20 protein-coding genes and 2 pseudogenes are annotated in these 23,065 nt (G+C 60.3%); 6 read left to right on the top strand and 16 right to left on the bottom strand.

Annotation, left to right across the window (positions count from 1 at the left end; translation table 11 throughout):
* Window positions 1-159 precede the first annotated feature (159 nt).
* The 4 genes from dxs to ACA058_RS27490 form a co-directional block, all read right to left on the bottom strand.
* Window positions 160-2,058, bottom strand: a complete 1,899-nt coding sequence (dxs, locus tag ACA058_RS27505) for a 1-deoxy-D-xylulose-5-phosphate synthase (protein ID WP_497636751.1) — start codon at window positions 2,056-2,058, stop codon at window positions 160-162.
* A 91-nt stretch (window positions 2,059-2,149) separates the two neighbouring features.
* Window positions 2,150-3,037 (bottom strand): (2E,6E)-farnesyl diphosphate synthase, encoded by an 888-nt coding sequence (gene ispA, locus ACA058_RS27500; RefSeq protein ID WP_497636750.1) that lies wholly within the window; start codon window positions 3,035-3,037, stop codon window positions 2,150-2,152.
* Entirely contained in the window at window positions 3,034-3,276 is a 243-nt protein-coding gene (locus ACA058_RS27495; RefSeq protein WP_007894317.1) for an exodeoxyribonuclease VII small subunit, read from the bottom strand. The genes ispA and ACA058_RS27495 overlap by 4 nt, the downstream gene beginning before the upstream one ends.
* A 97-nt stretch (window positions 3,277-3,373) precedes the next feature.
* On the bottom strand, window positions 3,374-4,519 hold the full coding sequence (locus ACA058_RS27490; RefSeq protein ID WP_497636749.1) for a Fic family protein: 1,146 nt from the start codon (window positions 4,517-4,519) through the stop codon (window positions 3,374-3,376).
* A 278-nt stretch (window positions 4,520-4,797) separates the two neighbouring features.
* Here ACA058_RS27490 and ACA058_RS27485 point away from each other — a divergent pair.
* Window positions 4,798-5,046 (top strand): annotated as a pseudogene (locus ACA058_RS27485) (hypothetical protein); the annotation flags it as partial.
* Window positions 5,031-5,168, top strand: a pseudogene (locus ACA058_RS27480) (DUF2138 family protein); the annotation flags it as partial. The pseudogenes ACA058_RS27485 and ACA058_RS27480, both read left to right, overlap by 16 nt.
* Before the next feature lie 270 nt (window positions 5,169-5,438).
* Here the strand turns inward: ACA058_RS27480 and ACA058_RS27475 are convergent.
* The 9 genes from ACA058_RS27475 to exaC form a co-directional block, all read right to left on the bottom strand.
* A complete protein-coding gene (locus ACA058_RS27475; protein WP_497636748.1) occupies window positions 5,439-6,185 on the bottom strand; it encodes a S24 family peptidase in 747 nt (248 codons plus the stop codon).
* Window positions 6,186-6,414: 229 nt separating this feature from the next.
* Window positions 6,415-6,942, bottom strand: coding sequence for an inorganic diphosphatase (ppa, locus tag ACA058_RS27470; RefSeq protein WP_497636747.1), 528 nt, complete (start codon window positions 6,940-6,942; stop codon window positions 6,415-6,417).
* Between the two features lie 113 nt (window positions 6,943-7,055).
* Window positions 7,056-7,868 (bottom strand): M90 family metallopeptidase, encoded by an 813-nt coding sequence (locus ACA058_RS27465; RefSeq protein WP_497636746.1) that lies wholly within the window; start codon window positions 7,866-7,868, stop codon window positions 7,056-7,058.
* A gap of 3 nt (window positions 7,869-7,871) precedes the next feature.
* The gene (locus ACA058_RS27460; protein WP_497636745.1) at window positions 7,872-8,528 is read right to left on the bottom strand and encodes a DedA family protein; all 657 of its coding nucleotides are present in this window, start codon (window positions 8,526-8,528) and stop codon (window positions 7,872-7,874) included.
* 212 nt (window positions 8,529-8,740) lie between these two features.
* On the bottom strand, window positions 8,741-9,202 hold the full coding sequence (locus ACA058_RS27455; protein ID WP_497636744.1) for a GNAT family N-acetyltransferase: 462 nt from the start codon (window positions 9,200-9,202) through the stop codon (window positions 8,741-8,743).
* A gap of 116 nt (window positions 9,203-9,318) precedes the next feature.
* Window positions 9,319-10,155, bottom strand: coding sequence for an ethanolamine ammonia-lyase subunit EutC (gene eutC, locus ACA058_RS27450; protein ID WP_497636743.1), 837 nt, complete (start codon window positions 10,153-10,155; stop codon window positions 9,319-9,321).
* Window positions 10,152-11,546 (bottom strand): ethanolamine ammonia-lyase subunit EutB, encoded by a 1,395-nt coding sequence (locus ACA058_RS27445; protein ID WP_497636742.1) that lies wholly within the window; start codon window positions 11,544-11,546, stop codon window positions 10,152-10,154. The genes eutC and ACA058_RS27445 overlap by 4 nt, the downstream gene beginning before the upstream one ends.
* A 95-nt stretch (window positions 11,547-11,641) precedes the next feature.
* A complete protein-coding gene (eat, locus tag ACA058_RS27440; RefSeq protein ID WP_497636741.1) occupies window positions 11,642-13,012 on the bottom strand; it encodes an ethanolamine permease in 1,371 nt (456 codons plus the stop codon).
* 231 nt (window positions 13,013-13,243) lie between these two features.
* Entirely contained in the window at window positions 13,244-14,764 is a 1,521-nt protein-coding gene (gene exaC, locus ACA058_RS27435; protein WP_497636740.1) for an acetaldehyde dehydrogenase ExaC, read from the bottom strand.
* A 302-nt stretch (window positions 14,765-15,066) separates the two neighbouring features.
* On the opposite strand from exaC, the gene ACA058_RS27430 reads away from it, so the two are divergent.
* Entirely contained in the window at window positions 15,067-16,977 is a 1,911-nt protein-coding gene (locus tag ACA058_RS27430; RefSeq protein WP_497636739.1) for a sigma-54-dependent Fis family transcriptional regulator, read from the top strand.
* 36 nt (window positions 16,978-17,013) lie between these two features.
* Here ACA058_RS27430 and ACA058_RS27425 read toward each other — a convergent pair whose 3' ends face one another.
* The gene (locus ACA058_RS27425; RefSeq protein WP_497636738.1) at window positions 17,014-18,135 is read right to left on the bottom strand and encodes a J domain-containing protein; all 1,122 of its coding nucleotides are present in this window, start codon (window positions 18,133-18,135) and stop codon (window positions 17,014-17,016) included.
* Window positions 18,136-18,330: 195 nt separating this feature from the next.
* Here ACA058_RS27425 and mpl point away from each other — a divergent pair, with 195 nt between their 5' ends.
* The 3 genes from mpl to ACA058_RS27410 are packed head-to-tail and all read left to right on the top strand — an operon-like array spanning window position 18,331 to window position 20,586.
* Complete coding sequence (mpl, locus tag ACA058_RS27420; RefSeq protein ID WP_497636737.1) at window positions 18,331-19,680, top strand: UDP-N-acetylmuramate:L-alanyl-gamma-D-glutamyl-meso-diaminopimelate ligase; 1,350 nt, start codon at window positions 18,331-18,333, stop codon at window positions 19,678-19,680.
* Window positions 19,677-20,309 carry a flavin prenyltransferase UbiX gene (ubiX, locus tag ACA058_RS27415; RefSeq protein WP_497636736.1) on the top strand — a complete coding sequence of 211 codons (633 nt, stop codon included), beginning with the start codon at window positions 19,677-19,679 and terminating at the stop codon, window positions 20,307-20,309. Before mpl ends, ubiX begins: the two co-directional genes overlap by 4 nt.
* A complete protein-coding gene (locus ACA058_RS27410; protein WP_497636735.1) occupies window positions 20,302-20,586 on the top strand; it encodes a YceK/YidQ family lipoprotein in 285 nt (94 codons plus the stop codon). The genes ubiX and ACA058_RS27410 overlap by 8 nt, the downstream gene beginning before the upstream one ends.
* 85 nt (window positions 20,587-20,671) lie before the next feature.
* Here ACA058_RS27410 and ACA058_RS27405 read toward each other — a convergent pair whose 3' ends face one another.
* Window positions 20,672-21,313 carry an oxidoreductase gene (locus ACA058_RS27405; RefSeq protein ID WP_497636734.1) on the bottom strand — a complete coding sequence of 214 codons (642 nt, stop codon included), beginning with the start codon at window positions 21,311-21,313 and terminating at the stop codon, window positions 20,672-20,674.
* Between the two features lie 27 nt (window positions 21,314-21,340).
* Complete coding sequence (locus tag ACA058_RS27400) at window positions 21,341-23,059, bottom strand: C13 family peptidase (RefSeq protein ID WP_497636733.1); 1,719 nt, start codon at window positions 23,057-23,059, stop codon at window positions 21,341-21,343.
* Between the last annotated feature and the right edge of the window lie 6 nt (window positions 23,060-23,065).

Here is a 23,065-nt window from a genome sequence, read left to right as displayed (position 1 = left end):
TAGCGAAACGTCGCACCGCCCCGTTGGGTCGCGCAGCGGCCCCAAAACCTGCAACAGCGGAGTATCGATACACCGCTTGCACTGGCTTTGCGACTGCTTCGCAGCCGAACGGGGATAAATCCCCTCACCACAAAGGCTCGCTCCCACAGGGGGTGGCGTTTAAATGTTGAGCAGTTGCAAACGCTCGCGGATCGAAGCCTCGATCCCGGCCTCATCCAACCCACACTCAGCCAGCATTTGCGCAGGCTTGGCATGTTCGACATAGATGTCCGGCAAGCCCAGATGCAAGATCGACTTGAGGATGTTCTCCCGAGCGAGAAACTCGCTGACCGCGCCGCCGGCACCGCCCATGATGGCGTTTTCTTCGACGGTCACCAGCAGGTCGTGGCTGGCGGCGACTTCTCGAACGAGCGCTTCATCCAGCGGTTTGACGAAGCGCATGTCGACCACGGTCGCGTCCAGCGTCTCGGCGACTTTCAGTGCCTCGGCCAGTTGCACGCCGAACACCAGCAGGGCGACCTTGCTGCCCTGGCGGCGAATGACGCCCTTGCCGATTTCGATAGGTTCGAGGTTTTTCTCGATGGTCGAGTTCGGGCCGCTGCCGCGCGGATAGCGCACTGCCGCCGGGCCGTTGTACAGATGGCCGGTGGTGAGCATCTTGCGCAATTCGTTTTCGTCGCTCGGGGTCATCACCAGCATGCCGGGGATGCAACGCAGGAACGACAGGTCGAAGCTGCCGGCATGGGTCGGACCGTCTTCGCCTACCAGACCGGCACGATCGATCGCGAACAGCACGTCGAGGTTTTGTACCGCGACGTCATGCACCAACTGGTCGTAACCGCGCTGCAGGAAGGTCGAGTAGATCGCCACCACCGGCTTCGCGCCTTCGCAGGCCATGCCGGCCGCCAGGGTCACGGCGTGTTGCTCAGCAATCGCCACGTCGAAGTAGCGCAGCGGGAAGCGCTCGCTGAAGGCCACCAGGTCCGAGCCTTCCTTCATCGCCGGGGTGATTCCGACCAGGCGCGGGTCGGCAGCCGCCATGTCGCACAGCCATTCGCCGAACACGCCGGAGTACTTCGGCCCGCTGGCTTTTTTCGGTGCAGCGGCCGGGGCGTCCAAGGGTTCGAGCTTGGTGATGGCGTGGTAACCGATCGGGTCGACTTCCGCCGGGGCGAAGCCTTTGCCTTTCTTGGTGACGACGTGCAGGAACTGCGGGCCTTTGAGATCGCGCATGTTGCGCAGGGTGGCGATCAGGGTTGGCAGGTCGTGGCCATCGATCGGGCCGATATAGTTCCAGCCCAGCTCTTCGAACAGCGTGCCGGGTACCAGCATGCCTTTTGCGTATTCTTCGGTGCGACGGGCGATTTCCCAGGCACCGGGCAGGCGCGACAGCACTTTTTTGCTGCCCTCGCGCATGCTCGCGTAGGTGCGGCTGGAAAGGATCTTCGCCAGGTAGTTCGACAAGCCGCCGACGTTGCGCGAGATCGACATGTCATTGTCGTTGAGGATCACCAGCATGTTGGCGTCCACTTCCGGGGCGTGGTTCAGCGCTTCGAACGCCATGCCGGCCGTTAGTGCGCCGTCGCCGATCACGGCAATCGCCTTGCGCTCGCTGTTCTGCAGGCGGGCGGCGATCGCCATGCCCAGGGCTGCGCTGATCGAGGTGCTGGAGTGGCCGACGCCAAAGGTGTCGTACTCGCTCTCGGAACGGCGCGGGAAGGCGGCAATGCCGTCCTTCTGGCGCAGGGTGTCCATGCGCTCGCGACGACCGGTGAGGATCTTGTGTGGATAAGCCTGGTGACCCACGTCCCACACCAGCCGGTCGTCCGGGGTGTCGAAAACGTAATGCAACGCGATGGTCAGCTCGATGACGCCCAGACCTGCACCGAAATGCCCACCGGTCTGACCGACCGTGTAGAGCAATTCCAGGCGCAACTCATCGGCCAGGGTTTCCAGCTCGGCTTCGCCTAACCGGCGCAGGCCGTCCGGCGTGTTCGCGCGGTCGAGCAGGGGCGTGGTCGGGCGCTTGCGGGGAATCTCATGAAACGTCGTGGGCATCAGGCGAATCGTTATAGGTATAAAAGATGCGGCAGTTTACCTGATGCATCGGCCCCTGCCCACGCGTTGGTCTTTTTTGGCGGATACGCCGTCAGCTGCGTCGATCGACGATGTAACGGGCCAGGTCGCGCAGTGGCTCGGCAGCCGCGTCAAACGGTCGCAGCGCATGCAGCGCCTGATCGCGCAGTTCCAGGGCGTAGGCCTTGGCGGCGTCGAGGCCGAGCAGTGCCGGGTAGGTTGGCTTGTCGCGGGCAATGTCGGCGCCTTGGCGTTTGCCGAGGGTTTCGGTATCGCTTTCGACGTCGAGAATGTCGTCCTGGACCTGGAATGCCAGGCCGATGGCCTGTGCATAAGTCTGCAGGGATTTGAGTTCGTCCTTCTCGGCGCGACCACTGGCCAGGGCGCCGAGCTTGACGCTGACTTCAATCAGCGCGCCGGTCTTGTGCCGGTGCATGTATTCGAGTGCCTGCTGATCGAGTTTCAGGCCGACCGAGCCAAGGTCGATGGCCTGGCCGCCGACCATACCCGCCGGACCTGCCGCCAATGCCAGCGCACTGACCATTTGCAGGCGGATCTCTGCGTCGGCATTGCTCAGGCGTGGGTCGAGCAGGGCGCTGAACGCCAGGCTCTGCAAGCCATCACCGGCGAGGATCGCGCAGGCTTCATCGAATTTCTTGTGCGTAGTCGGCTGGCCGCGACGCAGATCGTCGTCGTCCATGGCCGGCAAATCGTCGTGCACCAGCGAATAGGCGTGGATCAATTCAACCGCGCAGGCTGCGCCGTTGGCTTGCTCGGCCTTGCCGCCCAGCGCTTCGCACGCGGCGTAGGCCAGCAGCGGGCGCACCCGTTTGCCGCCGTTCATCACGCTGTAGCGCATGGCCTCGTACAAGCGCGCCAGCTCAGGGCCTGGCGCGATGAACAGGGTTTCCATGGCGGCGTCGACGCGGGCCTGGCTGGTCGCCGAATACGCTGCAATCATTCTGGTTGATCCGCGTCGAAGGGTTCCTCGGCCAACTCGCCGTCACGCTCGAGCAGCACCTGAACCTTTTGCTCGGCCTGGGCCAGCGCCGCCTGGCAATCGCGGGTCAGGCCGATGCCTTGCTCGAAAGCGGTCAGCGAGTCTTCCAGCGATAATTCGCCATTCTCCAGACGCTCTACCAGCGTTTGCAGGTCAGCGAGGGATTGTTCGAAATCCAGTGCAGCTTTTTTGCGGGCCATGGCGGCGATTTCCGGTTGACGTTAAACCGGCGCGACACTAGCAGATAGGGGGTTTATGGGCAAATGAGCGGGGCGTTTGAAACCTTGGATTCGGGGCTCAGGTTGGCACGTCATCGGGGTGCTGGATCCGGTACCGAGTGCTGCGCCCACCACCGGGCAGGCGCTGCAGGCATCCCTTGTCCAGCAGTTCAGCCAGATGGCGGGTCGCGGTCGCCTTGGATACTTTCGCCACAGTTTGATATTGCGCGGCGCTGATCCCGTCCTCGAATCCTCGCTCTCCGCCATCCAGCAAGCGATTCAGCACCTTGGTCTGCTCGGTCGACAGTTCGGATTGCCGGTGCGCCTGCCAAAAGCGGGCCTTGCCCAGCACCGACTCGATCCGCGTCATGGCTTGCTGCAAGCTGCGCAACAAGGTCTGTAGAAACCACTCCAGCCAATCGGTGATGTCCAGGGTGGCTTTCTGACTGTTTTCCAACACGCGGTAATAGCCAGAGCGATCTTCCAGGATGCTCGCCGACATGGCGTAGAAGCGAATCGCCTGAGCCTCGCCCTGAGCCAGGGCAAGGTCGGTGATGGTTCGAGTCAGACGGCCATTGCCGTCATCAAAAGGGTGAAGCGTGACGAACCAGAAGTGCGCGATCCCGGCCCGCAGTAACGGATCGAGTCCCGTCTGATTCCGGCTGCTTTCAAACCAGTCGAGGAACCTATCGACCTGGCGCTCAAGGCCATGGCGTGGTGGCGCTTCGAAGTGAACGGTCGGCCTGTCGAGTCGACCGGACACCACTTGCATCGGATCATCGCCGCGCAATGCGCCGACACGCATGCTCCGGGCGGCGAGGTCGGTGTTTGGTTCAGGAAACAACCATGCATGCCAATCCAGCAATCGTTCCAGTGTGAGTGGTTCGGCGAAATGCTGTGTGGCATCGAGCATCAACTGCGCCAGGCCTTCGCTGCGCTGGCTGACATGGTTGCCATCAAGCTGCTCCAGCCCCAGCCGTCTCGCCAGTGAAGAGCGCACCGAACCGACATTCAGCTGCTCACCTTCAATGGCGGACGAGGTGACGATGTTTTGCAGCAATGCATCCAGTTCGCTTTGCGCACTGAGCGAACGGCCCACGGAACTGGCCATGCCCATCAATCGACCTTGTGCCTGGACACACTGGCGCAGCAACGGCGCCAAGCGTTCGGCATTCCAGGTGAAATTCGGCCAATCGGGCTGCTGCCAGATCCAGAAAGGTGCCATGAACTCGCTACTCTTTGAAGGTGTAAGCCGATTAGAAAGACTATTCGGCTCATATAGTGAGCCGAATATGATCTTTATTCGGCTCACCGTCCAGCCACCCGTGTGATTCCCACCGCATTTTCAGACGGATCTGATTGTTACGCGCGGACTGAGCGTCTAACCTTCGCGCCATCTACGACCCGACAGTCATGGGGCTTTCAGACGAAACGCAGTATCCGCATCTGTAACGCGCCGAGGATCAGGCGCAAGGTTTCGTCATGCATGGCAGGAGGCGTCACATGCGCTCATTTCTTTTGCTGCTGATCGGGTGGGCCTGTGCACCCGCCCTGGCCGCGCCGAGTGCCGAACTGTCGGATCCGGTGGGCGGCTGGCGCTTCAACGGTTTGTTGGACCGTACGGAAAATCCGCAAGTCGCCTATCCCACGCCACCCATCGACCGCGGTGTGCAGCGCAATCGCACGATGATCCAAGGCCAGCTCAAGACTATCGGCACGCAACGTGGGCCCCACACTTTGGCGGTCAGCGGGGCGCTTATGAAAGCAAGGTCGATGAGCACGCGTTCCCGGTGGTCGAGAAACAACAAGGTAACAACCGCCAATGGCAGCGTCAGGTCAGCTCCAGTTTCGGTCCGTATGCGGCCCAAACTGCTGGACAAGGCCCTTGACTTTCTTCCAGACATTAAAAAGCCGGCTTGTGGCCGGCTTCTCGGGGACTGGATTGGTTCATTTTTGGTAAACCGCGCCAGCCTTCAAAACGTACACCCGGATCTTGCGTCCGGCTGTGGGACTCGGCGAGAAAGTCATCTGCCTTGTCGGTGCGATCAGGGCCGCTTGGCGGGTCGATGCGCAAATATGGGGCGCAGCATACTGATTTTTTTGCAGAATTCCCAGCTTGGTGTGCGAGTTGGCATGTCCGGGGGCTACAGGAACGGCAGCGGTGGCCGTCGTTTGTTCAGCGTCGACCACCAGAACACCCAGCCCAGTACCCTGATGTTCTGCTCTTCGATTTGTGCGGGTCTGAAGATTTCATCCGGGTAATCCGCGCGGTTATGGCTGCGCAATCGCAGGGAATTGCCGGGCATTCGGTGCAGGTATTTGATGCGCAGCATGCCGTCATGTTCGATCGCGTAGATCTCGCCATCGATAATCTGGGTCAGCCCGCGATCGATCGCCAGGGTGGAGCCGTCATCGATTTTCTCCGCCATGCTGTTGCCGATCATGGCGGCGCCGATGGCGTCGGTGTGATTGATTTCCAGGGAGTCGAGGTGGCTGCGGGGCAGGCGCAGGCATTGTTCGCGGTCTTCGATGACGTGGGTTTTGTTGGAGCCTGGGGCCTTGATCACTTCCTTGTAGAAGGGCAATTCGATGTCGGTGGGCTCAACCACCGTGTATACACCACGGATCGCCTGGGCATCGAAGGTGTAGCCGGTGTCGTCGACCAGGCGCAGGTGCCTGGCGTCTTTCGAGCCTTCGCCAGTTTTCAGCCAGTCGCTGTTGACCGAGAGTTTTCTGGCGACTTCTTCCATGCAATGGGCGGGGACACCGCGGGTGTACCAGTTGTGTACATTTTGCGGAGCCGTATCCAGGAATTCGGCAAATCCTGTTGTCGTGATGTTCGCTGCTTCAAGGAGCGCTTTAAACCGTGGGCCGCTAGTGTTCTTTTTCATGAGCGGGAGTCTACTGGCGCCGCTCAGGGGTTTGAATAAACGGCCCGTTCAAATTTCGAGGGAAATTTACGACTGGATGTGAGACGCGTTGGGTAAAAAATAAACAGGAAAACCCGGAAATACCGCGCGTTAAACGAATTGTTTAAAGCGGCTTTACAGGCGCCCAAAAAAAACCCCGGATCAACCGGGGTTCTTCTCGAAGCTTACGGCTCAAAGCCGGCAGCTGCTCTTAGCCTTTATAGGCAGCAACCGATTTCATGATCGCATCACGGGCGGCGTCTGCGCCGTCCCAGCCTTCGATCTTCACCCATTTGCCTTTTTCGAGATCTTTGTAGTTCGCGAAGAAGTGCTCGATCTGCTGGATCAGCAGCGCTGGCAGGTCGGTGTATTCCTTCACGTCGACGTACAGCTGGGACAGCTTGTCGTGTGGAACCGCGATCACTTTGGCATCGCCGCCGCCATCGTCGGTCATGTTCAGGATGCCGACCGGACGAGCGCGGATCACCGAACCTGGAGCAACCGGATAAGGGGTAACGACCAACACGTCGAGGGGGTCACCGTCGTCTGCCAGGGTGTTCGGGATGTAACCGTAGTTGGCCGGGTAGAACATTGGGGTGGCCATGAAACGGTCAACGAACAGGCAATCGCTGTCTTTGTCGATTTCGTATTTGATCGGCGCGTGGTTGGCCGGAATCTCGATCGCGACGTAGATGTCGTTCGGCAGGTCTTTGCCAGCCGGAATCTTGCTGTAGCTCATTGGGCGTTGCCCCCGTTAGTTGACCAGAAACACTTGGCCGGATTGACCAAAAAGTGGCGGCGATTATAGGCATATTCCTACGTCGACGCCACGTACCAGAGGTCGTGTAGACCTTAGTCGTGTGCCTGATAGACCGGGTTTTCGGCCAGAAGTTGCCGCAGTCTCGCCAGTGGGTCCTGGCGATAGAACAGCTTCAGTTGCTCATAGACCTGTGGATAAGCCTCGTGCAGCAAATCCGGGGCACTGAAGAAGTATTCGCTGGTGACGGCGAAAAACTCGGCAGGGTTTTCTGCGGCATACGGATCAATGGCGGTCTCGGCGTCTGGATTGCAGTCCAGTTGGCGGTCGAGATCGTCGTAGGCTTCTTGCATGACCCTGGCCCAGTCGCTGACCCGCATGTCCGCGTGCAGCGGTGGCAGGCCGTTGGCGTCGCCGTTGAGCATGTCGAGCTTGTGTGCCAATTCGTGGATCACCAGGTTGTAGCCTTCCCAGCCGCCGCTGGCCATGACGCCGGGCCAGGCCAGGATGATCGGCCCTTGCTGCCAAGCTTCGCCGCTGTGCTCGCCATCCCATTCGTGTTCGACGCCACTGGCGTCACGATGGCGCTGGGGGCTGAGGAAATCGTCGGGGTAGAGAACGATTTCGTGAAAGCCCTGATACCAGTTCAGGTCACCCAGATGCAGTAACGGCAATTGCGCCTGGGCGGCGAGCAGCAGGCGTTGTTCCTGATGCAGCTCGACTCCGGGCAGGGCGGTCAGGTGTTTGTCTTGCAGAAACAGTACGCAGGCTTCGCGCAGCCACTGGTCTTCGGCGGCGCTGATGCCATCCAGAAAACTCAGGTGATGGCGCACCCGCAGCCACATCTCGTCGGCTATCGGGTACTTGGCCAAGGTGCGCCGACGTCGCCAGGCGCCAAGGGACCACATCGTTCAGCGCGATGCGGTTTTGGAGTTCGAACCGCCAAAACGGCTGCGCACAATGCCAATGATCATCGGCACCAGCGACAGCAGGATGATGCCGACCACCAGCAGCGACAGGTTCGATTTGATGAAGGGTACATTGCCGAAGAAGTAACCCAGGGTGACCAGGCCACCGACCCAGAGAATCGTGCCCAGCACGCTGAAGGCGAAGAAACGCGGGTACGGCATTTTCGCGACGCCGGCGACGAAGGGGGCAAAGGTGCGGATGATTGGCAGGAAACGCGCCAGGGTAACGGTTTTGCCGCCGTGTTTGTCATAGAAGTCGTGGGTTTGCTGCAGGTAGTCGCGCCGGAAGATCTTCGAGTTCGGGTTGCTGAACAATCGCTCGCCGGCCGTGCGTCCGATGATGTAGTTGGTGCTGTCACCGAGGATCGCCGCGAGCATCAGCAAACCGCCCAGCAACACCGGGTCCATGCCGCCACCGGCCGCGACGGCGCCAGCGATGAACAGCAGTGAATCGCCCGGCAGGAAGGGCATGACCACCAGGCCGGTTTCACAGAAGATCACCAGAAACAGAATGGCGTAGATCCATGGCCCATAGTTGGTGACCAGCAAATCGAGGTAGACATCGAGATGCAGGACGAGATCGAGCGGGTTGAAATCCATGGACGGCACCTGTGGTAACGGCCCGACACGGCAGGCCTGCGGATGACTTCGCGTAAGACTACAGACAGGAGGTAGTTTTTCTTACAAGCCGGAAAGAAGGGAATTATACGGGCTGGGAGGTGAAAAGCGCGTGGGGTTTGTAGCAGGGAATTTCGGAGTGTATTGAGCACAAGATCACAGCCTTCGGCCGAAAGCTGCGATCTTTTTTGACCTTACAACTCGTCGCTGATCGGCAACACGTAGTTCTTGAACTCGGTGTCTTCCTTGAATCCAATGGATTCGTAGGTTTTCTGCGCCACTTCGTTGTTGCTGCTGGTGGACACGCGCATGCGCACGGCGTTGGTTTCCTTGGCCATTTTCTTCGCAGTGCGGATCAGGTTGTCGGCCACCAGTTGGCGGCGGGCGTCTTCGGCGACGTAGATGTCGTTGAGAATCCACACGCGTTTAAGCGAAAGCGAAGAAAAGCTGGGGTAGAGCTGACAGAAACCCATCAATTTGTTGTTGCCGTCCTCGGACAGGGCCAGGTAGATCACCGATTCCTTTCGACGCAGGCGTTTCTCGAGGAACGCCCGGGACGAGTCCGGATACGCCAGGGAGCCATAAAACTCGCGATATTTGACGAACAACGGGGTGAGCAGGTCCAGGTGTTCGAGGGTCGCTTGAATAATCCGCATGGTAGGTCTCGTCTTCAAGTGGCTGTCTTCACGTGCTTTGGCGGCAAAGGGTACTCACTGGCAGCCGTTCGTCGATCCTGCCTGAAAAAGGTGAGAAAGTGCAATGCGGAAGCGGTTCAGGCTTGCGGTGAATCAAGTAGGAAATTTCCTTTTATGTCCGCTCCTGCGTCCGACTCCAGCGTTTGCACCTGCGCTTCGTCCTTCAGGTTGACTCCGGATAACTGTCGCCGGCATGCCTCGCGCATCAAATACAGCAAACGGTGTGCCGCCATGCCGTAAGTCAGGCCTTCGAGGCGCACATTCGAGATGCAGTTGCGATAGGCATCGGTCAGGCCGACCTTTGGATTGTAGGTGAAATATAATCCCAGGCTGTCTGGAGAGCTCAGGCCAGGGCGTTCGCCGATCAGGATCACGGTCATTTTTGCGCCCAGCAGTTCGCCGATCTCATCGGCTACCGCGACCCGGCCCTGTTCCACCAGCATCACAGGTGCCATTGACCATCCGTCGGCTGAACTCTGCTCTGCAAAGCGCGCCAGGAACGGCAGTGTATGGCGATGAACAGCCAATGCCGACAAACCATCAGCTACCACTATGGCCAGATCGACTTTGGCAGGATTGGCCGCGGCGTATTGGCGCAGTTTTTTTGCCGACTCCGCGCTCAATTTGCGCCCCAGATCGGGGCGCTGCAGGTAGCTGTTGCGATCAGGCGCGGCGCTATGCAGCAACAGGCTGTCACGTCCGCATTCGGCCAGTTGCTCGCTGAGGGAGGCGTGATCAAACGGCAGGTGCACCGCGTCTCGTGCCTGGGCGTGGGCAAACTGAAAGTCCAGCTGGGCGCGGGTGGGCAGGCTGGTGCCGGTGCGGCCCAGGGCAATTCGTGCGGGGGTCAGGCGTCGCAGTTCCAGCCACGGGTTGTGCGGATCAAAGGGTGGTTTTTCCATATCGACACTCATCCCAATTGCGCCAAGGCCTGGCGGAAGGCCGGCGGCAGGCTGTTACCGAAGAGGACCTTGCCGTCCGGCTGAGTGAAGATGCCCATTTTCGCCAGCCATTGCTCGAACTCCGGCGCAGGCTTGAGCCCCAGCGTCTGTCGGGCGTAAAGCGCATCGTGGAACGACGTGGTCTGGTAGTTGAGCATGATGTCGTCGGAACCGGGGATGCCCATGATGAAATTGATCCCGGCGACCCCGAGCAGGGTCAACAGGGTGTCCATGTCATCCTGGTCGGCCTCGGCATGGTTGGTGTAACAGATATCGCAGCCCATCGGTACACCCAGCAGCTTGCCGCAGAAGTGGTCTTCGAGGCCGGCGCGGATGATCTGTTTGCCGTTGTAGAGGTATTCGGGGCCGATGAATCCTACAACGGTGTTCACCAGGAACGGATTGAAATGGCGGGCCACGGCGTAGGCTCTGGTTTCGCAGGTCTGTTGGTCGACGCCGTGGTGGGCATTGGCCGAGAGCGCGCTGCCCTGGCCGGTTTCGAAATACATCAGGTTCTTGCCGAGCGTGCCGCGATTGAGGCTCAACCCGGCGTCGTAACCTTCCTTGAGCACATTCAGATTGATCCCGAAGCTGGCGTTGGCCGCCTCGGTGCCTGCAATCGACTGGAACACCAGGTCCAGTGGTACGCCGCGATTGACCGCTTCGATTGACGTGGTGACATGGGTCAACACACAGGCCTGGGTCGGAATTTCGTAGCGCTGGATGATCGCATCGAGCATTTCCAGCATGGCGCAGATCGAGGCGATGCTGTCGGTGGCCGGGTTGATGCCGATCATGGCATCGCCGTTACCATGCAGCAGGCCATCAAGAATGCTCGCGGCAATGCCGGCCGGTTCGTCAGTGGGGTGGTTGGGTTGCAGGCGTGTGGACAGGCGGCCGCGCAGACCGAGGGTGCCGCGAAACTGCGTGACGACGCGGATTTTCTGCGCCACCAGAACCAGGTCCTGTACGCGCATGATCTTCGAGACGGCAGCCACCATTTCCGGGGTCAGGCCGGGGGCGAGGGCACGCAGGACCTGTTCGTCGGCGGCGTCGCTAAGCAGCCAGTCGCGAAAACCGCCGACGGTGAGATGGCTGACCACCGAAAAAGCCTGTTTGTCGTGGGTGTCGATGATCAGGCGGGTGACTTCATCGGCCTCGTAGGGAATCAGTACTTCCTGCAGGAAGTGGCTCAGCGGGATGTCGGCCAACGCCATCTGCGCAGCGACGCGTTCGCCGTCATTGAGGGCGGCGACGCCGGCCAGATAGTCCCCGGAGCGAGCCGGGGTGGCCTTGGCCATCACTTCCCTGAGGTTCTCGAAGCGGTAGGTCTGGGCGCCGACGGAATGGGCATATATGGCCATGGGCGGTGTCCTCCTGGTTGAATTTTGAACCCTGGGGCGGGTTTTCGACCCCAAATAGGGCAGGCGCCAGGTTTGAGGCCCGGCGCCAGTGCAACTCAAGCTCCTTCGAGCATAGCGTCCGCCGGTGCTTCGGAGCGTTGCCGCGCGGTCAGTTGGAAATACAGGTAACCGGCGGCCATGAAGCCGAGGAAGACCAAGCCGATCAAGGTGTTGAACCACGCCATCGCGACCAGGCACACCACCGCCAGAAACAGCGCAATCCCCGGTACGACCGGATAGCCCGGTGCGCGGAAGGTGCGCTCGAGGTTCGGCTCGGTTTTACGCAGTTTGAACAGGCTCAGCATACTGATGATGTACATCACGATGGCACCAAATACCGACATGGTGATCATTGCCGCCGTCAGCGACATGCCTTGCAGGTTGATCAGGCCATCGCTGTAGATGGCCGCAATGCCGATCACACCTCCGGCCAGGATCGCCCGATGCGGTGTCTGGAAGCGCGACAGCTTGGCCAGGCTACGAGGCAGGTAACCGGCGCGGGCCAGGGCGAAGAACTGCCGCGAGTAGCCGAGAATGATCCCGTGGAAACTCGCTACCAGGCCGAACAGGCCGATCCAGACCAGCATGTGCATCCAGGTTGAGTTGCTGCCGACCACTGCTTTCATGGCCTGAGGCAGCGGGTCGTTGATGTTTGACAGCTGGCGCCAGTCGCCGACGCCACCGGCCATCACCATCACGCCGATGGCCAGGAACACCAGGGTCAGAATGCCGCTGACGTAGGCCCTGGGAATCGTGCGTTTCGGGTCCTTGGCTTCCTCGGCGGCCATGGCTGCGCCTTCGATGGCGAGAAAGAACCAGATTGCAAAGGGAATGGCCGCGAAAATGCCGGGAATCGAGCCCATCGTGAATTCGTTGGCGCCTGACCAGCCATTGAGCACGAAGTTACTGAAGCTGAAGCCTGGCGCGACCACGCCCATGAATACCAGCAGTTCAGCGACGGCCAGCACGGTCACCACCAATTCGAAGGTGGCGGCGATGCTGACGCCGAGAATATTGAGGGTCATGAACACGAAGTAGGCGCCAACCGCGGCGATTTTCGGGTCCAGTTCCGGGTATTGCACATTGAGATAGGCGCCGATGGCCATCGCGATGGCCGGCGGCGCGAAAACAAATTCGATCAGGGTGGCGATGCCGGCGATCAGCCCGCCTTTTTCACCGAAGGCCCGCCGACTATAGGCAAATGGACCGCCGGCATGGGGAATCGCCGTGGTCAATTCGGTGAAACTGAAGATGAAGCAGGTGTACATCGTTGCCACCATCAGTGCGGTGACGAGGAACCCCAAGGTCCCGGCCGTGCCCCAGCCGTAACTCCACCCGAAGTACTCGCCGGAGATCACCAGGCCAACGGCAATGCCCCATAGATGCAGGGTGCCAAGTGTGGGTTTGAGCTGTGTGGAAGAAGTCATAAGTCCTCGCTGTATTTTTTTGATCTGTTGGACTTTCGGGAGCTGCATTTGCGTGTACTGCGGGCACGCAAAGCCCGTGCCAGATCGGCCAGGGCAGTTGTGCGGTGTCATTAAGGACGCCTTCGCGAGCAGGCTCGCTCCTACAGGAGAGCGCGGTGCAAATGTGGGAGCTAGCCTGCTAGCGATAGCGGTAGAAAGGGCGACACAGACCTGTCTGCATCGCCCCGGTTTTTAGAAGAAGCCCAGCGGATTGATGTCGTAGCTCACCAGCAGGTTTTTGGTCTGCTGATAGTGGTCGAGCATCATCTTGTGGGTTTCACGGCCGACGCCGGACTTCTTATAGCCACCGAACGCGGCGTGCGCCGGGTACAGGTGGTAGCAGTTGGTCCAGACACGACCGGCCTTGATCGCGCGGCCCATGCGGTAGGCGCGGTTGATGTCGCGGGTCCAGAGGCCGGCGCCCAGGCCGAACTCGGTGTCGTTGGCGATGGCCAGGGCTTCGGCTTCGTCCTTGAAGGTGGTGATGCTCACCACCGGGCCGAAGATTTCTTCCTGGAACACGCGCATTTTGTTGGTGCCCTTGAGCAGGGTCGGCTGGATGTAATAACCCGTCGCCAGGCTGCCCTCGAGTTTTTCTATCTTGCCGCCGGTCAGCAGCTCGGCGCCTTCGCCCTTGGCGATTTCCAGGTACGAAAGGATTTTGTCGAATTGCTGCTCGGACGCCTGGGCGCCGACCATGGTGTCGGTGTCCAGCGGGTCGCCACGTTTGATTTGCAGGACCTTCTTCATCACCACTTGCATGAATTCGTCGTAGATCGACTCTTGCACCAGGGCACGGGAAGGGCAGGTGCAGACTTCGCCCTGGTTGAAGAACGCCAGCACCAGGCCTTCAGCGGCTTTTTCGATGAAGGACGGTTCGGCCTGCATGATGTCTTCGAAGAAGATGTTCGGCGACTTGCCACCCAGCTCCACGGTGGACGGAATGATGTTCTCGGCCGCGCATTTCATGATGTGCGAACCGACCGGAGTCGAGCCGGTGAAGGCGATCTTGGCGATGCGCTTGCTGGTGGCCAGGGCTTCGCCGGCTTCTTTGCCGTAGCCTTGTACGATGTTCAGCACACCGGGTGGCAGCAGGTCGCCGATCAGTTCGAGCAGTACGGTGATGCCCAGCGGGGTTTGCTCGGCCGGCTTGAGCACCACACAGTTACCGGCGGCCAGGGCCGGGGCGAGTTTCCACGCGGCCATCAGGATCGGGAAGTTCCACGGGATGATCTGCCCGACCACGCCCAGGGGTTCATGGATGTGATAGGCCACGGTGTTGCCGTCGATTTCGGCAGCGCTGCCTTCCTGGGCGCGGATGCAGCCGGCGAAGTAGCGGAAATGGTCGGCGGCCAGCGGGATGTCGGCGTTGAGGGTTTCGCGCACGGCTTTGCCGTTGTCCCAGGACTCGGTGATTGCCAGCAGTTCCAGGTTCTGTTCGATGCGGTCGGCGATTTTCAGCAGCACCAGCGAGCGCGCCTGGGCGGACGTGGCGCCCCAGGCGTCGGCGGCCGCGTGGGCAGCGTCCAGGGCTTTGTCGATGTCTTCAGCCGTGGAGCGCGGGAATTCGGCAATCGGTTGGCCATTTACTGGCGAGGTATTGGTGAAGTACTGACCTTTGACAGGCGCGACGAACTCGCCGCCGATGTAATTTCCATATTTGCTCTTGAACGAAACGATTGCGCCTTCAGTACCGGGGTGAGCGTAACGCATGATGGTTTCTCCTTGGGTTCTTGTGCTTATAAGGAAGACGCGCGTGTGCGCTTGCTTTAAGCGTAGAGCAAAGGTCGGGCCACTGCCTTGCAGGTCAGGTAAATCAAGGTCTTGCGCGGTTTTTGTCGGACGGGCGGGTGGCGTCTGTGACGCTTTCGGTACAGTCCCCGTGACACTTTGTACCGGTTCTGGCACAGCCTGTGACTGACCGGTCTTGCCAGCATTGCAATGCTGGCCAGGCTGGAGGATGCTCGGCATCACCGCATGCACGGGTCGCCGAGCCCCGGGGAGAATAATAAGAAATGCACGACAACCATTTAAGTCGCCATGCCCAGCAGGTAATGACCGTCACCCAGGGTAAAGCCCACCTGCACGGCCCGGGCAGCGACCCGTCCATCGCCCGTTCGTGGCTGCGCTGTCTAGAGGACTATCACCTCGACCCGGCCCTGAACATGGCGCCGACGGTGCTGGAACATGGCCGTGTCCTGGAAAGCCGCGAACGGTTGCAGCAGGTGCTGCACATCGCCGGCAATGAAATGACCAGTCTTCATCAGCAGCTCTCCGGTGCCGGCCACGCCGTGCTGTTGACCGATGCTCGCGGCGTGATCCTCAATTGCGTGACGGCACCGGCCGAACGCAAGATTTTCGAGCGTGCCGGCCTCTGGCTGGGTGCCGACTGGAGTGAGGCCTGTGAAGGCACCAACGGCATCGGCACCTGCCTGGTGGAGCGCCAGTCGCTGACCATTCATCAGGACGAACATTTCCGTGGCCGACACACCGGTCTGACCTGCTCGGCCAGCCCGGTATTCGATCCGCACGGTGAGCTGCTGGCGGTACTCGACGTGTCCTCTGCCCGGCACGAGGTATCGCGCCAAAGTCAGTTTCACACCATGGCCTTGGTCAATCTGTCGGCGAAGCTGATCGAGAGCTGCTATTTCCTGCGTTGTTTCGATAATCAATGGCTGCTGCGTTTTCATCTGCAGGCCGAGTCCGTCGGTTTGTTCAGCGAAGGGCTGCTGGCGTTCGACGGCGAAGGGCGGATCTGCGCGGTCAATCAGAGTGCGCTGAACCTGCTGGGGCATATCCGTGGCGGCTTGCTGGGCAAACCGGTGGAGGCGTTCTTTGACTGCTCGCTGGACGAACTGCTCGGCCGCGCGAGCGTCAATGCCAGCGCCAGCTGGCCACTGCGTACCCGGGACGGACGTAACCTGTTCGCCGTGTTACGCGGGCAATCGCGAAAAGTGCCGGTGCCGCTGGTGCCAGGGCCGGTGGTTCAAGAGCGCCCGCGCTTGTCGGACATCTGCCTGGGCGATCCGACGTTGCAGGCGAATTTCCGCAAGGCCCTGCGTGTGTACGAACGGGATGTGCCATTGCTGCTCAACGGCGAAACCGGTTCGGGCAAAGAAGCCTTCGCCAAGGCCGTGCACCATGCCAGCCAGCGCGCGGAAAAAGCCTTCGTCGCCCTCAACTGTGCGGCCATCCCCGAAAGCCTGATCGAGAGTGAGCTGTTCGGCTATCGCGGCGGCAGCTTCACCGGCGCGCGCAAGGAGGGCATGCGCGGCAAGCTGCAGCAGGCCGATGGCGGGACCTTGTTCCTCGACGAAATCGGCGATATGCCCCTGCCCTTGCAGACCCGTTTGCTGCGCGTGCTGGAAGATCGGCAAGTGGTGCCAATCGGTGGCGAGCCGCAGGCGATCAACGTGCGAATCATCAGTGCCACGCACCGCAATCTGCTGGGGCGGGTGCAGGACGGCAGTTTCCGCGAGGACCTGTATTACCGGCTCAATGGATTGGAAATCGCATTGCCGGCGTTGCGCGAGCGCGGTGACAAATCACAGTTGCTCGACTTCTTGCTGGCCGAAGAGGCGCGCGGGGAAACGGTGGTGATCGATGGAACGGCCCGGGAGGCTTTGTTGGCGTTTGCCTGGCCGGGCAACGTGCGGCAGATGCGCAATGTGTTGCGTACGTTAGTGGCGTTGTGTGACGGCGGTCGGATCGGGCTGGAGGATCTGCCAGCGATGATACGTCAGGCTCGACCGGCGGCATTGCCGGTCGAGGACATCTGCGAGCGTCCATTGGAGGATGCCGAGCGGCTGGCCTTGCTCAATGCACTGGAGCATACGCGCTGGCATATGACGCATACGGCTGAACAGCTTGGCGTCAGCCGCAACACCCTCTACAGGAAGCTGCGCAAGCACGGGATTTCCCGTTAGGGAACATGTGGTTGAGTAAAACTGAACGACGGTGGCTCAGCGAAAAAATGTATCCGGGAAATCATCGAACAGACCGTCATCCAGTTCCATGGCCTTCTCATATTGCCGTATTTCCTTGAGCCATGATTTCAGGGTTTTAGGATCCTTGAGCTCCTCACACAGAGCGATAAGCTCTTCGATGTCAATGTTCAGTATGTCGAGTTGGTGTTGATAGATGTCCGGCAGGTTCTGAATGGATAACTCATCGAACGGCTCGAGATTGAATTGCTGCCTGAAAGACATCTCCAGGTTGAGCACTTCCAGTTCCAACTCATGCAGTTGCTCGGTCAGGACCTGGTTGTAGTGCTTGAGTCGATCAGCGGAAAGTGTTTCAAGAGTGCCCGCATCAATGTGCTCGATTTCCAACTGCAGTTGCAGCAGGTCAAGCAAGTTCCGTTCGCTATAAGCTCGGTTGACGCGCTGCATCAGTGATGTCTTTCGTTTGCGCTCGTCCGGATCGGTTTCCCGGTCGGGGTGCAGGGCACTGGCCAGTTTGCGGTAAACCTCGCGCAAAGATTGGCTGACTTGAGCGGCATCCGCTTCCAGGCGTTGCTGGCGTACGTTTTTTTTACCCGGTTTTTGCTGCTGTGCGGTTTGTTCGGCTTGCTGCTGTTCGAGGATTTTTTGCGCAATGTCTTCAGGGGACTGCATATCGACATCGTCCAACTCAACACCGAATATGTCTTTTAGGCCGAGTTTGAGCAACTCGTCTCCTTCAAGCTCATCTGCGTCGAAGTCACCACCGCTACGCTTGTTGTAGAGCGCTTTCAAAGCGGCTTCCTGCTCCTCGTTACAGCCGCTATCGATCAACGAGTAAGCTTGGTCCAAGATCTCCTGAATCAGGGTCTGGCGATCGATTTTCGAAAGTTTGATCCGTTCGCTGAGATGATCCAGGACATGCACAAGCTCAATTTTGCATTGATGATATTGGTCGAGTTGGGGGGCGAACTCGAGATGCCAGCGTTCGAAGTACAGGGGGGTAGCGTTTTGCCATTCCTGAAGCACCAAGCGTTGTTTTTCGATCTTCTTGATAAGCCCGTTGAATTTTCGCTGTCCGGCGGAACGTTTTTTCGTGCCTGAGGCAGGTGCGATGTTGATCTGGGAAGTGTTGTTCTTCACGAACATGCTCCATGTGAACGTTCAAGGGACAAGTGGCATTATCAAGGCAAATCGAGCCTGCAACAGCGCATTCTGATGCCAGGTGATTCTGGATGTTGCGATCGCGCATGGGAAAGCATCATAGGTCAGCTTAAACACAAGGTGCGATTTCCCCCTCCCTACGCTAACCTTCGGCCATGTTTTACGAGGTCGACTATGCACATTCATATTCTGGGTATCTGCGGCACTTTCATGGGTTCGATGGCGGTTCTGGCCAAAGAGCTCGGCCATCACGTGACCGGCTCCGATGCCAACGTCTACCCGCCGATGAGCACTCAGCTCGAGGCGCAGGGCATCGAGTTGACCCAGGGCTACGACCCGGCGCAACTGGAGCCGGCCCCTGATCTGGTGGTCATTGGCAACGCCATGTCGCGAGGCAACCCGGCGGTCGAGTACGTGCTGAACAAAGGCCTGCCTTATGTCTCCGGCCCGCAATGGCTGGCCGACCACGTGCTGCAAGGCCGCTGGGTCCTGGCGGTCGCCGGTACGCATGGCAAGACCACCACCAGCAGCATGCTCGCCTGGGTGCTGGAGCACGCGGGCATGAGCCCGGGCTTCCTGATCGGCGGTGTACCGCAGAACTTCTCGGTGTCGGCGCGCCTGGGCGACACGCCGTTTTTCGTGATCGAGGCCGATGAGTACGACAGCGCGTTCTTCGACAAGCGCTCCAAGTTCGTTCACTACCGTCCGCGCACGGCAATCCTGAACAACCTCGAGTTCGACCACGCCGATATCTTCCCGGATCTGCCGGCAATCGAGCGGCAGTTCCACCATCTGGTACGGACCATCCCGAGCGAAGGTCTGGTGATTCATCCGACCACCGAACCGGCCTTGCTGCGCGTCATCGAGATGGGTTGCTGGACCCCGGTGCAAACCACCGGTGCGGGCGGACAGTGGCAGGTCAAGCTGCTCAGCGACGATGGCTCGAAGTTCGAAGTGATGTTCGAAGGCGTCGCTCAAGGCGTGGTCGAGTGGGATATGACCGGCCAGCATAACGTGGCCAACGCATTGGCCACCTTGGCCGCGGCGCGCCATGTTGGCGTGGTGCCGGCCATGGGCATCGCTGCATTGAGCGCCTTCAAAAGCGTGAAACGACGGATGGAAAAAGTCGCGGAGGTGCGTGGCATTACCATCTATGACGACTTCGCACACCATCCGACGGCCATTGCCACCACGCTCGACGGCCTGCGCAAACGTATCGGCGATGCGCCGTTGATTGCGATCATCGAACCGCGCTCCAACTCCATGAAGCTTGGCGCGCACCGTGACGGCTTGCCGGAGAGCGTCGTCGATGCCGATCAGGTGATCTGGTATGCACCGGCCAATCTCGGCTGGGATCTGGCAGGCACCGCTGCGCTCTGCACCGTACCGTCGATAGTCAGCGACTCGCTGGAAGGCATCATCGAGCGGGTCAAGAGCCAGGCCCAGCCGGGTACCCACGTGGTGATCATGAGCAACGGCGGCTTCGGCGGCCTGCACGGCAAGCTGGCCGAGGCGCTTAAATGAGTAACGGCCCGGATCGCATCACGCTGGCGATGACTGGCGCTTCCGGCGCCCAGTACGGTTTGCGCCTGCTCGATTGCCTGGTGCGCGAAGACCGCGAAGTGCACTTCCTGATTTCCAAGGCCGCGCAACTGGTGATGGCCACCGAAACCGACGTCACGCTGCCGGCCAAGCCACAGGCGATGCAAGCCTTCCTCACTGAGTACACCGGTGCCGCCGCCGGGCAGATTCGGGTCTACGGCAAGGAAGACTGGATGTCGCCGGTGGCCTCGGGCTCCGGCGCGCCGGCAGCGATGGTGGTGGTGCCGTGCTCTACCGGGACCCTGTCGGCCATCGCGACGGGTGCTTGTAACAACCTGATCGAACGTGCCGCCGATGTCACGCTCAAGGAGCGCCGCCAGCTGATTCTGGTGCCCCGTGAAGCGCCATACTCGAGCATTCACCTGGAGCACATGCTCAAGTTGTCGAACATGGGCGTGACGATTTTGCCGGCATCGCCGGGTTTCTATCATCAGCCACAAACCATCGACGACCTGATCGATTTCGTTGTGGCGCGGATCCTCAATCTGCTGAACATTCCTCAGGACATGCTGCCGCGTTGGGGCGAATACCATCAGACCTGCGATGAATAAGTTGTTGGTGGTCATGTTGGCGTTACAGCTGGCGGGGTGTGCCACGGCGCGGACGCTGGATGCGGCCAAGCCGGGAGCGCCAGTGGTGTACTCCGGGACGCGGCTGGATTTGTATGCGTTGAATGGCGGTTGTTGCGCAATGGACCGTTTCGGCGCCGAGGCACCGAGCTATCCGGGTGTTGATTTGCCGGCCAGTGCATTGCTCGACACGCTGCTGTTGCCGTTGTCGTTGCTGACGGTGATCGGCGTGAGTTTTCAGGCGACAGGTGGGTTGTAAAGACAAAGGATCGCAGCCTGCGGCAGCTCCTACATTGGGAAGGTGTACACCCTGTAGGAGCTGCTGCAGGCTGCGATCTTTTGATTTATTTGCCTAACTTGCGCAACTCATCCGACTCGACAATCCGCACGCCATCCTGCTCCTCCAGAGCGAGGCGCCACATCGCGCGGGCCAATTGGCAGGCTTCTATGCCTCGGTATTTGCCGGGAATCAATTTCGACAAGGGCCCGGCGAACTGCTCGCCCAGGCGTGGCTCGGTGCGTTCGCCCAGCAGCAACGACGGACGGCAGATGGTCAGCTGCGGCCAGTCCTGCGCGCGCAAGGCATGTTCCATCTCGCCTTTGACCCGGTTGTAGAAAATCGAGGATCTGCGATCGGCCCCCAGGGCGCTGATCACGATCAGGTGCCGTGCGCCCATCTCCCTGGCACGTTTGGCAAACGCCACCACCATGTCCAGGTCCACCGCGCGAAACGCCTGCTCCGAGCCGGCCTGTTTAATGGTGGTGCCCAGGCAGCAGTAGGCGATGTCGACCCGGCCGTTCAATTGCGGCAGAAACTCAGTAGGGTTACCCACCGGGTTTTCCAGGTGGGGATGCTCGGCCAATGGCCGGCGCGAGGGGGCCAATACTCGCGATATCGTTGGCTCGTTGAGCAAGCGATCAAGTAAGTGTTCACCGGTCAAACCGGTGGCTCCGGCAAGCAATACGTGCTGAGGCGTCAAGTACATAGTGTTTCTCCCTTGATACTGTTCAGCTTAGTTGTTCTTTGCATCCTTGCTGTCAATGGAGACACTTTGCAGGGCTTTTCGTGCCTGCTGCCTACGTAACAGTTGCCAGTGGGAGAGCACGGTTTTAGGCGCCCAGATCTGCGGTTCGGAGGCTTCGAAATTGTCCGCCAGCTCGCGCTCGGCGACGGTGGCCTTGGCCAGCTTGAAGGCTTGCTCCAGATCATCGGTCTGGTTCAGCGCCCGGGCGAACAGGGCATCGCCGAAGTAGGTGAAGTTGGCTTCTTCGGAACAGCCAAAAGACACGCGGTCAGCTCGCGAGGCGGTCATGATCAGGGTGCGGTCGTCCTTCAGGGCGGGGATGAAACCGCCGGAGTAGCAGGACGAAATCACGATGATCTTGTCGCGGTTTTTCAGTGGGGCAAGGACGACGGCAAGCTCGTCGGCCGGCAGATCGGCCAGTTCCATGCGCGGCTGGTCGAGCACCAGTTCGTGCTCGCTGGTGCCGTGGCTGGTCAGGTAGATGAAAATCAGGTCTTCCGGGCCACTGCGTTCGGCCAGCGTCAGGGCGGCTCGCCGCAGGTTTTCCCGGGTGGCCATCGGTCGGTCGCCGAGGTGGTCGCGATGGTTCACCAGGCGGATCTGGCCATAGGCGCCGAAGCGGCTGGTGAGCATGTTCGCAACATAGTCGGATTCGCGCAGGAACACGCTCTGCTTGCCGTCGCCGCCAAGGGTCAGGGTGTACAGCTCCACCGCCGGGGTCGAGGCTGGAACGTTGGTGAGCGCCTCTTCGAGCAAGCGTCCCTGGGCCAGCAAGCCAAGTTCGAGGGAGTCGGGCAGCAATTTGCCCTCGGCGTCGCGCACGCGCTGGCCGTTGATCCAGGTGCCACTGAGCACAGCGCCGTCGGTGAGCACCAGGGTGCCGCGCCCGGAGTAACTGTCGTTGTCGAACTGGCCAGTGTAGAAACTGCCGTCGGCCAAGTTCAAGCGGCCTTGGCCGGTGAAGCGCCAATCGCTGAAGTGGCCGATGTAATGGCTGCCGTCGGCGCCGATCAATTCGCCCTTGCCGTTGAGCGAGCCGTCCTTGAATTGACCCAGCCATACGTCGCCGTCGGCGTTTTCATAACGACCCTTGCCGTGCAATTGGTTGTTTTTGAACCCGCCGACATAGATGTCACCTTCGGCGCTATTGAAGGTTCCATTACCTTCCAGCTGACCGTCGACGAAGTGTCCGGTGAATTGATTGCCGCTGCCGTCGCTGCGTTGGCCTTCGCCGTGGGGCTTGCCGTGGGCGAACTGGCCCTGATAGGCACTGCCATCTTCGAGCTCCAGGCGGCCGAGCCCTGAGTATTGATCGGCCTTGAATTCGCCGCGGTAGATCATGCCGTGTTCTTTGAGGGTGCCTTCGCCGTCGCGTCGGCCAAGCTTGAAGCCGCCGTTGTAGCTGCCGCCGCTGGTGGTCAGGGTTCCCTGGCCATCGAACAGGCCTTGCTTGAACTGGCCCCGATAGACCTCGCCATTACTGCCATGCCACTCACCCTGGCCATGCCATTGGCCCTGGTCGAACTCGCCGGCGTACCAGCTGCCGTTCGGGTAGTCGATGCGGCCCTGGCCCTGCAGCAATCCGTTGACCAGGTCACCGCGATAGCGTCCACCGTCCGGCAGGCGGGCGTCCGCGGGCAATAGCGATTCGCCGTCGCTGCAAGCGGTGAGCATCAGGGTCAAGGCGAGGAGTGCAAGTGGGCGCATAGCGGG

The sequence above is a fragment of the Pseudomonas sp. LBUM1649 genome (assembly GCF_059716155.1).
This window is presented reverse-complemented; position numbering and strand designations above follow the sequence as displayed.

What these genes read in the sequence shown, in the direction of transcription:
- eutC (WP_497636743.1), bottom strand. Translation starts at nt 10,155, where the DNA reads ATGAGTGTCGATATGGAAAAACCACCCTTTGATCCGCACAACCCGTGG.
- ACA058_RS27460 (WP_497636745.1), bottom strand. Translation starts at nt 8,528, where the DNA reads ATGGATTTCAACCCGCTCGATCTCGTCCTGCATCTCGATGTCTACCTC.
- eat (WP_497636741.1), bottom strand. Translation starts at nt 13,012, where the DNA reads ATGACTTCTTCCACACAGCTCAAACCCACACTTGGCACCCTGCATCTA.
- ACA058_RS27455 (WP_497636744.1), bottom strand. Translation starts at nt 9,202, where the DNA reads ATGCGGATTATTCAAGCGACCCTCGAACACCTGGACCTGCTCACCCCG.
- ACA058_RS27495 (WP_007894317.1), bottom strand. Translation starts at nt 3,276, where the DNA reads ATGGCCCGCAAAAAAGCTGCACTGGATTTCGAACAATCCCTCGCTGAC.
- ACA058_RS27430 (WP_497636739.1), top strand. Translation starts at nt 15,067, where the DNA reads ATGCACGACAACCATTTAAGTCGCCATGCCCAGCAGGTAATGACCGTC.
- mpl (WP_497636737.1), top strand. Translation starts at nt 18,331, where the DNA reads ATGCACATTCATATTCTGGGTATCTGCGGCACTTTCATGGGTTCGATG.
- ispA (WP_497636750.1), bottom strand. Translation starts at nt 3,037, where the DNA reads ATGATTGCAGCGTATTCGGCGACCAGCCAGGCCCGCGTCGACGCCGCC.
- dxs (WP_497636751.1), bottom strand. Translation starts at nt 2,058, where the DNA reads ATGCCCACGACGTTTCATGAGATTCCCCGCAAGCGCCCGACCACGCCC.
- ACA058_RS27400 (WP_497636733.1), bottom strand. Translation starts at nt 23,059, where the DNA reads ATGCGCCCACTTGCACTCCTCGCCTTGACCCTGATGCTCACCGCTTGC.
- ubiX (WP_497636736.1), top strand. Translation starts at nt 19,677, where the DNA reads ATGAGTAACGGCCCGGATCGCATCACGCTGGCGATGACTGGCGCTTCC.
- ppa (WP_497636747.1), bottom strand. Translation starts at nt 6,942, where the DNA reads ATGAGCTACAGCAAGATTCCGGCTGGCAAAGACCTGCCGAACGACATC.
- ACA058_RS27465 (WP_497636746.1), bottom strand. Translation starts at nt 7,868, where the DNA reads ATGTGGTCCCTTGGCGCCTGGCGACGTCGGCGCACCTTGGCCAAGTAC.
- exaC (WP_497636740.1), bottom strand. Translation starts at nt 14,764, where the DNA reads ATGCGTTACGCTCACCCCGGTACTGAAGGCGCAATCGTTTCGTTCAAG.
- ACA058_RS27410 (WP_497636735.1), top strand. Translation starts at nt 20,302, where the DNA reads ATGAATAAGTTGTTGGTGGTCATGTTGGCGTTACAGCTGGCGGGGTGT.
- ACA058_RS27405 (WP_497636734.1), bottom strand. Translation starts at nt 21,313, where the DNA reads ATGTACTTGACGCCTCAGCACGTATTGCTTGCCGGAGCCACCGGTTTG.
- ACA058_RS27445 (WP_497636742.1), bottom strand. Translation starts at nt 11,546, where the DNA reads ATGGCCATATATGCCCATTCCGTCGGCGCCCAGACCTACCGCTTCGAG.
- ACA058_RS27475 (WP_497636748.1), bottom strand. Translation starts at nt 6,185, where the DNA reads ATGAAAAAGAACACTAGCGGCCCACGGTTTAAAGCGCTCCTTGAAGCA.
- ACA058_RS27490 (WP_497636749.1), bottom strand. Translation starts at nt 4,519, where the DNA reads ATGGCACCTTTCTGGATCTGGCAGCAGCCCGATTGGCCGAATTTCACC.